Origin of the sequence: Plectonema radiosum NIES-515 (genome assembly GCF_025753815.1) — a bacterium.
In the GTDB taxonomy this organism is placed as follows: domain Bacteria; phylum Cyanobacteriota; class Cyanobacteriia; order Cyanobacteriales; family Nostocaceae; genus Hassallia; species Hassallia radiosum_A.
Map to the genome: position 1 here is coordinate 1 of NZ_JAOWRF010000263.1, position 10,612 is coordinate 10,612.

A 10,612-nucleotide genomic window follows, 5' to 3' on the forward strand; every position below is an offset into this window, starting at 1 on the left:
CTCCCCCCCTATTCCCCAGTTGTTTTACCCTCAGAACGATGACGACGACAGCGTTCTGAGCAATATTTCACTTCGTCCCAGCAATCTTCCCATTTCTTACGCCATGTGAAGGGACGTTGACATACCGGACAGATTTTTGTAGGTAAATCAGATTTAGAACGGGTACGTGCCATATCAAACGGTGCAGATTTGAGTTAAATGTAAAAGACAGATGGAAGACAATTATAACCAGAATGCTACAACGGTTGAATACTTTTTGCGAACAAATGTGGGGTCATTCCCCTCCTAGACTTTTTGAGGATCTGTTGACTCTATATTTAATCGAGTTGGCGGCTCTTTAAGGAAAAATTCCCTTTATTTAAGATGAATAGAGGAATGTAAAGAAGTCTCTCAAACGTTTTTTGCCACTGCTAAACCGAGAAATGTAATGAGTTATACCCCTCAAAATTTAACAAAGATTTTTATGTATTTTTTCCAACTAATTAGACATCTGTTGGAAAACAATGTAGAGACGTAGCAGTGCTACGTCTCTTGGGGTTTTGGACAACGCATATTTAATTTTCAAATAGGTTGTCTATTAATCAGGGTTAATACTCATAAAGACTGTTTCAGTCCAGCTTGGCAATTTCATCTTTAATAGCCTTAACATAAGCGTGTTGGTTCTGGTCGTGGACAGTAAATGCCGCAATACTCAAGTAGAAAAAAAGTAAGTATTAAAACCTCACATCCGCTTGGATTTACTGCCTCCTTTGATGTCAGGCTATATCTTTCTCTTTACATAATTTTAATAATTAACTTTTTTCGTCACCATTTCCTTCAGATGGACTTCATATACTAATTCAGTAAATGTAGCGTTATCCCCAATTCAGAAGAGCGCGTATATTTATCTTAATCAAAGAAAAGTTCTGACTGAATTGCTATAGCAATTCAGCGCGGGACATCAGCATTTTGCATCAAATAAAATACATAGTTATGTATCTACCAACCATGCCAGATCAAATGTTTTTGATAGCTTCACCTCAAGAGAATTTGCATAAAGCTTTTAGAGAGATTGACTGCCCTCAATTTGAGAGAATATTGATGTTGCTGCCGAATTAGCGATGAAGCGAAGGGCTAAAAAAATATCCTGAATCATCTTCTATAAACTGATTCAATCTGGGGATTAGAGTACCAGAGCGGTTATCAGGAAGCTGAATTTAGATGGCATTGCAAAATTTATTTTAAGCCTTAGACTGAAATATTGTTTCCACAAAACCCTCTAAGATGTTAGGAAATATCTCATGCGTCAGTCAAGAGCGATAGTTTTAGCTGTGGTTTTAGTCTTTTTCGGGATAATGGCATTAAGCCATACACTAATCAGTGTGATGGCGCATGAAAAAGTAGGAATTGAGAGGGTTACCAACATGACAACTTGTGAATCAAACAATCCCAATGCCATTGTAGAAGATGGTATTTGCTTTGAAACTTTGGTTCCCGAAGCAATGGTGCGTCTTCCCAAATACGGGGAAGAAACGCCTGTAAAATTTGGTGTTCGCATTACTAATCAAGCATCAACTCCCTATCGCTTTGATTTGCCTTTTGTTTTGCCAGAAATGTTAAATCCACATGGGGAGCGTATGCAAATATCTTTAAATAAAAATGCAACCAGAAAGGTTAAAGAATCAGATATTCCAGTAATCATGCCTGGACAAAGTTTGGAATTTTTAATGGATGCCAAATTTAATTGGTACAGCGAAGATTGCCTACGGCTTGTAGGTAATGCCATTTATGGAGGTATTTGGATTTTCTGGTACTTCAAGCCTGGTAAATATCAAGTTCGGTTCACCTATAAAAATCAACTGGCTAAGAAGGAAATGATTATATTAGAAGAAGGAAGAACTGAAATTGATGGATTCTGGACAGGGAACTTTATGACACCTTTTGTAGATTTAATTCTCGGATGATGTCAAAGAAAAACTTTTTTTAATAGGAATTGAGCAAGGAGAATAGTAAATATGACATTAAATAAATCAAGTGATAGGAATAATTTTGAAGTGGATGGTGTGCGTATAGAAATTACTCGTCCCCACCCATTACTCTATCCTATGAGTGTCTATCCCATCCCACAAAAAGATAGTGGGGTTAATGCTTTCATTAAATTGGGTGTGCGTATCATTAACGATACTCCAATTCCTTTTCACCTCAATTTATTTCAAAGCTTTATTCCAGAACTAGTTACGTCAGATGGACAGATAATACAGGGATACTTAGTTACTAAAGAGGTTATTATTAATACTAAGCCAAATAAATTGCTTGAAAGTAGCCAGAAACAAAAAATAGGATGGCAGCAAATTAGACCTGAATCTTCTTTTGGCTTTCGTTTGAATGCAATATTATCCTGGCAAAATAACTCCCTACAGTTAAAAATTCCAAGTCCTGCTAATTATGTACTGAGTTCTGACAATCTGCATTACTTCTGGTGTTTCGATGACCTCCAAGCACATACTTATCAGTTTCGATTTATCTTAAATACTGAATATCAACCCACATATGCCTTAGAATCGAACCTCAGACAAAAAACAACTATATCAGAAAACAGATCCAAAATATTGGCTACACCTTGGGTCAATCTTCGCTTCGTTTATCCCTTATCTACTGATAATAGTGCTATCGAAGTTAATGATATTGTATTTAAAGTAGAAATGCCAGAATCTGTTTTGAATATCCCTGCTAGAGAAACTGTTACTAGAACGGATGTAAAGCTACGCATTCATATTACTAATAATCAATCAACTGCTCTTTGCTTTTATCAAGTAGATTCTTTTGAATTAACTCTAATCGGTGATAAGGATAAAGAAATTAGTTTTGGTAGTGACCCTACCAAGCAAGTACGTGAGGCAGAAAAAATACCTAATTCTCATTTAATTCAACCCCAAAAAAGTGCAGTTTTTGATTTAGATGGAATATTTTTTTGGGATTGTGGTCAGCTTAAGTTTGCAATTTCTAATAAATCTCATCACTACTTTACTGGAGCAGATGCTTTTGATTACTTTCTCGATCTTGAACCAGGTGCATCATATCAGATCCAGGTTGTGTATCACGTTATAGAACAGAAGAGGAAACAGCTAGAGGAACAGTTATTAGAAAAAGTTTGGACTGGTTGGGTAGCTATGCCTTTTGTAGAATTTTGTCTTGTAGGATCATGAATTTAATATGTTGAAATTTGAATGCAGGTATTAGCTGTTTTTTTGAATAAATAATTTCTTTAAAATTTAATAACTTAAGGAGCTAAAATAAATGCGATTCATACAATATTCTATAGCTTGGTTTACGTCTGCTCTAATAGTTGCAATGACGGGTCAAGTAAGTGTTGCGTTTACCATTACACCCAGCCAACCCGGTGCTACTGCCAAAAAGATAAGTAACCGTGAACCGTCTTTACACCCTGCTATTTTCCCTTAGCATCATTCTCATTAACCCATTTGGTACAATGCGCGGGGAAATCTGGACGAGCGCCAAAAATATTTACCATTCTCCTTATCTGCATACTCAACGGACTCTACTTGTGGGAAGAACGAGAAAACCTCAAGCTTCCCCAAAGTTGGAAAGTCAGCAAATTGCTGTGGGAAATATTCTTAGGAATTGGTCTAATCTCAACTCTTATTAGCCCTTACCCCATACGTTCGTTATTCGGACAAGAACAGATGGGTGATGGCTTGCTTTACTGGCTGCTAATCGCATTTTTCACCCTCAGCAATGCTCTACTGCTGAGGCTTAATCCAGAACTAGCGCGATCGCAACTAATCGGTTTAGTAATTGGTGGTGTCATCCTAGCCCTGAGCATCTTCCCCCAAGTCATTAACTGGCGCATCGATTATACTGCCACAAGCGGACAGTTAATGCAAAGTAACATCCTCGCCAGTACCATTTTCCAGGGACACCAACCAATAGGTTTGTATTCCCATCGCGGACATGCATCATTTGTACTTGCAGCAGTGGCAGTTATAACGCTTGTCGGTTGGCAGTGGAAGTGGATAAACACGCTCCACGCAGTAATTGCTGCTGTCTTAATTATCCCAGCACTGCTGCTAACTCAAAACAGGGCGGGATTATTAGCCTGTATGGTTGCAATCACTTATCTGCTTGGACGCAAACATTATAAGTTGTTAGTTCCTGCTGCACTAGTATGTCTGTTAATAATCAGTATTAGCACTACCACTCGCCACCTCAACAACTTACCTCTAATCAAACAAATTACATCAGACCGCGTGCATCTATGGGAACTATCATCCCTCGGCATTCAAAAACGTCCCTTACTCGGATGGGGCTTTAATGGATTCGGTGCAGCTTACCCAGAGATACAGTATCGTAAATCACTGGTAAAAGTAATTCGCTTGGGTGACTTCACTTTTGACTTCCAAGCCAAGAATGGACTCCAGAGCACGGAACCACTACGCACAACCAAAGCACACAATCTAATTTTAGATACAAGTTTATCCGTAGGGTTTCTAGGACTAATACCCTACTTAGCGCTGATAGGATTCTGTCTGGTAGAGGTTATCAATTCTCCTTACCGGGGGATTTCGGCAGTAGTAGTCACCTACCTTGTGTTTACCTTTACCTGGTTTGAATGCGCCCAGTTTACGCACATAGCTTGGTGGGCACTTAGTATATGTGGAACGTCCCGTGTCCCGAAAATCACATTAATATGATGAATCATTGCCACAAGTTAGAGGCAACAATAAACGGCTGACTACTCGATTATCTGGTAATTGATAAACCTGCAATTCTCCCCCTAGTTTTTGCATGAGGTTTTGACAAATCAGCAGGTGTAAACCGGGTGGTTGATTTCGATTTAACAAAGCAAGCAAATCTTTGGGTGTATCTGGGTGTAGGTCTTGAAGTAACTGTGCGTCAATGATGCCATTATCTGTAATTGATACTTCTAAGAAGCGCTCATCTAAACGACGACACCAGATATCAATTCTGCTGTTTGTTGGAGAACGATGACATGCTCCGAGCAACAATTCATGCAGAATTAATTCTATTTTCATTATGTCGCCAGCGATCGCTATCGAGGATTGATTGTTTGTGGTTTTTCCTTTAGTGTAAAGCAAACCGCTTTGTTCTGACTCTCGATCGCCAATAGATTGCCCTAAACCATGCACACTTACCCACAGCCTTTGCTGTTTAATTAAATTATCAATTCGTTCGAGCGATCGCTTGAACAAACTAGCTATTGGCATTGTTTCACAGTTAAAAACCAACTGCCACTGCTCCTGCTTTAACAGTCCTGTCATCGAGGCGGTTGTATAATCTAATTGCCGCAGCAGTTGCTGACAACGCATTTGAGCCAGTTCAGTCCCAGGAACGCCCAAATCATGTATTTGAGCGAGTAACAACGTCGTCGTTCTTTGCATGTCTTCTAAACGACGATGTTTGTACCAATTGAGTTGTTGTAATTCCTCTGTTGTCGATTCAAGACTTTGAGTAATTTTTAGCCATCGCCGCGACCATGCTAGTTGACAAACTAACGTTTGTGTGGTATGAATACTTTGTTGTGACCAGCGCCGTTGTAAATTGTCTGCCATCAACACGACACCTGTAGGTTGATAATCAGGACTAGTACGTAACGCCATCACCAAAATTTGACCGATGTCAGCACCATTCAACCATTTCTTAGTATCGGGTGGTAAATCATCAAGGGTGAGACTCAACAAACCATCTGTAGCAAGTGCCGACTGAATCAAAACTTCTGTTTGAATTGGGATAGGTGCATCGAGAGCGATCGCAAACCGATTATTAGCAATTAGTCCTGGTATAATTTCGGCAACACGCTCACCGGGCAACCAAGATAATAGTATCGCCAAAGGACAACCGAGAAGAGATGCGATTTGTTCTAGCGCTGTACGTTCTAGATGCTTTTCTTCTGCTTCGGCTGTAGCGTGTGCCTGTTCCATAACGCGAATGCATTGCTGAAAGCTTTGTACAATTTGTTGCTGTTGCTGGGTATTTGAGTTTAACTGCCACTGACGGACAATCACACCAATTTGTTGAGCAACAACCTGCAAAAGTTCCTTTTCTAAAGTTGTCCAAGCGCGATTGGCTTCGTGAGCAATTATTAAAAGCGCTTCTGGTGCATGTCTGGCAGCACAGTTACTAATTAAAAGCGATCGCACGCCATTTTCCAACAACGGAAAACGCCAATTAAAAAACCGCAAATCTTCCTCAAAATTTTCTATCCCCACTGCTACCGTAGAACGTTGCAAAAGCTCTGAATCAACTTCTTTGAGAGCATCGAGACTAAATGTCAAACATCCGCGATTAGCAAGCTGACTTTGGTAAACAAATTGATAATTATTCTGCTCTGGGTTGTATTGTAATAGTAAAAACCTAGTTGCCCCTAAGCGCTGCAAAACTTTTGTGGCACAGTTACTTAAAATTTCTTCAACATCATGATTACTATAAATACCTTGGGCAACTTGGCTAGTTAACTCAGAATCAAGTTGAACTTGATTAATAGTACTTTCCATACTTTGGGTGGGAGCAACTAGGGAAATTAACCCAGCAGCACTTTTGAGGAAATTTGTCTCTACTTCCGTCCAAATTCGCGCTTCATTGGCTTCCACCGTTAAAAAGCCAAGCAAATCTTTTTGCCAGATTATAGGAGCCGCTAAAAGCGATCGCACTCGCAGCCGTTGCAGCAACTTTCCGGTAAAATTACTTTTGAGAGAACTACGTGCCTCGCCAATTGAGACAATTTGATTGACCGACAAAGCATAGTAAAAATCACTCAACTCCTGTACCGTAATTCCCGCACCTTGCTGATTATTATTATGGCTAATACTCTTTGATTGATTGCTTACCCGTCGCCAAAAATAGCGTCCTTCCCGCTCAAACCAGTAAATATTCGTGCGGGTGGGAGAAACAAATTGATGAGTCGCTTGCACTACTGCTTCTAACCTTGACTCTAAGTTATTTAAAGTTTGCACTCGCTCCAACAATTTAATCAAAGGTTCGTCAAGACGCTTAATTTGCTGATGCTGCAAATTAATCTCACTTTGATACAGTTTTGCGCCCAATTCGCCTAAAACTATTGATAACCTTGGTTTGTCTTCCCCACCCAGCGAGTAACCCCAACGTTCTGAAGCCAGCAACACCACACCCAAACAACGGTCTTTATAACGAATTGGCAAAAAAATTGTTCCCTGGATGTTGTATTTTTCTGCCACTTGCTGCCATTCCTCCGCTCTATTTTCGGCTCGCAAATCAGCTACACCCAAAGAACGCTGTTCAATCACCACTTGCTCTAATAAATCTCCTGGACTGAGAACCACGCGCTGTTGTAACAAAGTCGTGTCATTACCTGGGGTGAAGCCCCCTTTGCCAAACAATATATGATTAACTCTGTCATAAAGAGCAATCCAAATCAATTTATAGTTAAACTGCTCTTGGAGATAATAAATAGTAGTTTCAATCAGAACGTCAACATTATTTTCTTCCCTAAGGCTTTGCAGGACGCGACCCAAGGAAAAAATTTGTGATTCGGCAGCTATAGGTTTTTGGTTCTGCGCCATCTGAATTATGAGTCAAAATAGCTTGTAATATAGAATGCCCAGAAAAGCACCCAAACTAATATTGCAACTATAGCGGGTTGCATGGCAATGCAATAGACATCTGGTAGAAAAGACGTAGAGACGTTCCACTACTAAAGCCGTCAAGGGTTAGAGGGGAAAGGGATGGTGCAGGGAGTTGTGAAAGAAGGAGCGCTGTTGCGAATGGTTGGGTGAATCTAATATCTTGCACTATTCTCAAGAGCGCGTCCAGACCCGCCCAGAGTTAAAACTCACAGGCTTTTAGCTCAAGTCCACGCTTTGTGGATTAAAACCTTTATTTAGTCGTATGAAGACGAATGAGCGCTATTAGCCTGATAAATTAATTTATCAGGCGGTTGTTGGGATTGATGGAAGCAAGATGTCAGCCTCCCACGGGTGCGATTAACGCTCCCGCAAAATATGAAACCAGCACATTTATCCGATATTAATCAAAGCCTTACTGTATAAGGGTTTTAAAATATGCAAGTTAAGAGGTGAATTGCATTTCACTAAAAAGGCACAATTAAATATTACTCCCAGACCGCTCAAAGAATACCTGATTTAACGAACCGCCTTCTCTGCGAGAGGCACAAAGGCTACGCGCTTCGCGTCTTTGAAGGAGAAGATGCCAAGGACACAAAGGAAGAAAAAAGAGGATAGGTAATCTTAAACCGGGAAGGGAGTAAGATAAAACCTCACCCGAAATCCCTCTCCTTCTTAAGGCTACGGTGATTGAAATGGATATATATCAAGTTGCTATTCGACCTTTTTTATTTAATCTGTTAAAAGCAGATCCAGAGCGGTTACACTCCACAACGATTCGCAGTTTAAAATGGCTGTCGCAAACAAGCAATAATCCAACTAGCGGGTGGATAAATCACCGCTTACAGCAGTATTTTTGTCTTGAGGATGCACGTTTAGAACAAAATCTATTTGGGCTAAACTTCCCAAATCCTCTTGGGTTAGCTGCTGGATTTGATAAAGATGGGGTTGCTGCTCCTATTTGGTCGAGTTTGGGTTTTGGCTTTGCCGAACTAGGAACTGTCACTTACCATCCACAGCCAGGAAATCCCCGTCCTCGTTTGTTTCGCTTGCCGTTGGATAAAGCCGCTCTTAACCGCATGGGTTTTAATAATAATGGTGCGGCTGCGATCGCAAAACTTTTGGCAGAAAGCCAGCAGAATTTAATCTCAATCCCAATAGGTCTAAATTTAGGTAAATCTAAGGTGACACCCTTAGAAGAAGCTGCATCTGACTATCTCAACAGTTTTCGCTTACTTAAAGATTGTGGAGATTATTTTGTCGTTAATGTATCTTCGCCGAATACACCAGGGTTGCGATCGCTTCAAGATGTCGCTATGCTTAGTGAAATCTTGGATCTCTTGCAAAAAGAAAACACTGCACAAAAACCTCTTTTTGTCAAGATAGCACCAGATTTAGAATGGGAAGCGATCGCTGACATAATTTCCCTTTCCCAGACATACCATCTAGCTGGGATTATTGCTACAAATACTACCATCCGCCGCGATCAACTAAAAACGCAGGTTATTGATCAAACCGGCAAATCTGTACTAGAAGAAGCAGGTGGCATTAGTGGTGCCCCATTACGCGATCGCTCCACAGAAATAATTCGGTTTATTGCCGCGCAAACCCAAGGGAAAATGCCGATAATCGGCGTTGGTGGCATCTTTTCCACAGAAGATGCTTGGGAAAAAATTACTGCCGGTGCTAGTCTCATCCAAGTTTACACAGGCTGGATTTACGAAGGTCCGATGATGGTACGCTGTATTCTTCAAGGCTTGCTTTCCAAGTTAGAACAAAATGGATTAAGTTCCATCTCCGAAGCCGTGGGAAAAGAGAGGCTGGGAGTTAGGGGCTAGAGGCTTGGGGCTGGAAAGTCAAAATTACTTTTGCCTTTTAATGATTAAATTGTTACTCCCTACTCCCTACTCCCTACTCCCTTCTCCCTACTCCCTTCTCCCTACTCCCTACTCCCTACTCCCTACTCCCTACTCCCTACTCCCTACTCCCTACTCCCTACTCCCTACTCCCTTCTCCCTACTCCCTACTCCCTTCTCCCTACTCCCTACTCCCTACTCCCTTCTCCCTACTCCCTACTCCCTACTCCCTACTCCCTTCTCCCTACTCCCTTCTCCCTACTCCCTACTCCCTACTCCCTACTCCCTACTCCCTACTCCCTTCTCCCTTCTTCCTCCAACGGGAAAAACTCCTTATTTGTCCGCGAAAAACTCCAAGCAATTCCATCAGGATCTCTGCTGCGACTCCACTCAGAAAAATCTGGATCGTTTCGTCGCTTATATACCGTACTGGAATACACATTTAGCCGTTTAGCCAGTTCCGATTGGATGAGAGAGCCAAAAATCAATTGTTTTTCCAGAGGTTTTTTCACTCCCTCTGTAGTTGTTTGTGTTAATGATTCAGCTTCTGCTTTTTCCTCCTGTAGCTTAGGTAACGTTGCTGCCAGTAATTGTGGGTTAATGGCAACAGGTAAAGATGCAAGTTCTTTAATTGGCTCACTACTGTCAAGTATGCTGCCCAGAATGCTACCAGTGATGAAATGATAGACAGGACTGGTGTCTTCATTCAGGATGCTAGCGCCAAACTCCGTGGCTTTAGTATCTAGGTAGCGTTTTGCCCTCTGCCCAGAAAAATTGCCCTTCATTGCCAAATCGATTGGCGTAATTCTGCCCTGGCTTTCCCGAATCATTTTATTGAAAATCGGGTTAACTTCTTGACACCACTTTTGCCATTTATAGCGCTGCCAAAGATTAAAACCAGCTATCAGCAAAATAACACCCAGCAAAACTCGCCAGGTGGAAACCAGGAAAATAATTAAAAAACACATTGGCAAAAGTAGAGCGAGAAAAGCCTTCCCGCCGCTTTCTATGGATTTTTCACTCATGCCGATTATTGCCCAGTGACTTTTTGGGAAATAATATTATCTTGGCAAAAATCGGCACGTTTGTTTGTAATATTTGGCAAAATGTAGGAAAATTGCCGACAAAAAGAAAGGGGGG

The 10,612-nt window shown here is 41.0% G+C and carries 7 protein-coding genes; 4 read left to right on the forward strand and 3 right to left on the reverse strand.

The features are described from left to right. Nucleotides 1-8: 8 nt before the first annotated feature. Entirely contained in the window at nt 9-173 is a 165-nt protein-coding gene (locus OGM63_RS18635) for a DUF2256 domain-containing protein (protein WP_263747152.1), read from the reverse strand. A 1,107-nt stretch (nt 174-1,280) separates the two neighbouring features. Here OGM63_RS18635 and OGM63_RS18640 point away from each other — a divergent pair. The 3 genes from OGM63_RS18640 (at nt 1,281) to OGM63_RS18650 (ending at nt 4,691) form a co-directional block, all read left to right on the forward strand. Next, on the forward strand, nt 1,281-1,943 hold the full coding sequence (locus OGM63_RS18640; protein WP_263747153.1) for a hypothetical protein: 663 nt from the start codon (nt 1,281-1,283) through the stop codon (nt 1,941-1,943). A 51-nt stretch (nt 1,944-1,994) separates the two neighbouring features. Further along, nucleotides 1,995-3,185 carry a hypothetical protein gene (locus tag OGM63_RS18645; protein WP_263747154.1) on the forward strand — a complete coding sequence of 397 codons (1,191 nt, stop codon included), beginning with the start codon at nt 1,995-1,997 and terminating at the stop codon, nt 3,183-3,185. 357 nt (nt 3,186-3,542) lie between these two features. Further along, nucleotides 3,543-4,691, forward strand: coding sequence for an O-antigen ligase family protein (locus tag OGM63_RS18650; RefSeq protein ID WP_263747155.1), 1,149 nt, complete (start codon nt 3,543-3,545; stop codon nt 4,689-4,691). On the opposite strand, the gene OGM63_RS18655 is transcribed toward OGM63_RS18650, so the two are convergent. After that, nucleotides 4,683-7,556 (reverse strand): sensor histidine kinase, encoded by a 2,874-nt coding sequence (locus OGM63_RS18655; protein ID WP_263747156.1) that lies wholly within the window; start codon nt 7,554-7,556, stop codon nt 4,683-4,685. The two genes, OGM63_RS18650 and OGM63_RS18655, sit on opposite strands and share 9 nt — an antisense overlap. Nucleotides 7,557-8,311: 755 nt before the next feature. On the opposite strand from OGM63_RS18655, the gene OGM63_RS18660 reads away from it, so the two are divergent. Then, the gene (locus OGM63_RS18660; protein WP_263747157.1) at nt 8,312-9,454 is read left to right on the forward strand and encodes a quinone-dependent dihydroorotate dehydrogenase; all 1,143 of its coding nucleotides are present in this window, start codon (nt 8,312-8,314) and stop codon (nt 9,452-9,454) included. Nucleotides 9,455-9,765: 311 nt separating this feature from the next. Here OGM63_RS18660 and OGM63_RS18665 read toward each other — a convergent pair whose 3' ends face one another. After that, nucleotides 9,766-10,497: a hypothetical protein gene (locus OGM63_RS18665; RefSeq protein WP_263747158.1), complete on the reverse strand. Its 732-nt coding sequence runs from the start codon at nt 10,495-10,497 to the stop codon at nt 9,766-9,768. Nucleotides 10,498-10,612 lie beyond the last annotated feature (115 nt).

What these genes read in the sequence shown, in the direction of transcription:
- OGM63_RS18635 (WP_263747152.1), bottom strand. Translation starts at nt 173, where the DNA reads ATGGCACGTACCCGTTCTAAATCTGATTTACCTACAAAAATCTGTCCG.
- OGM63_RS18665 (WP_263747158.1), bottom strand. Translation starts at nt 10,497, where the DNA reads ATGAGTGAAAAATCCATAGAAAGCGGCGGGAAGGCTTTTCTCGCTCTA.
- OGM63_RS18640 (WP_263747153.1), top strand. Translation starts at nt 1,281, where the DNA reads ATGCGTCAGTCAAGAGCGATAGTTTTAGCTGTGGTTTTAGTCTTTTTC.
- OGM63_RS18660 (WP_263747157.1), top strand. Translation starts at nt 8,312, where the DNA reads ATGGATATATATCAAGTTGCTATTCGACCTTTTTTATTTAATCTGTTA.
- OGM63_RS18655 (WP_263747156.1), bottom strand. Translation starts at nt 7,556, where the DNA reads ATGGCGCAGAACCAAAAACCTATAGCTGCCGAATCACAAATTTTTTCC.
- OGM63_RS18645 (WP_263747154.1), top strand. Translation starts at nt 1,995, where the DNA reads ATGACATTAAATAAATCAAGTGATAGGAATAATTTTGAAGTGGATGGT.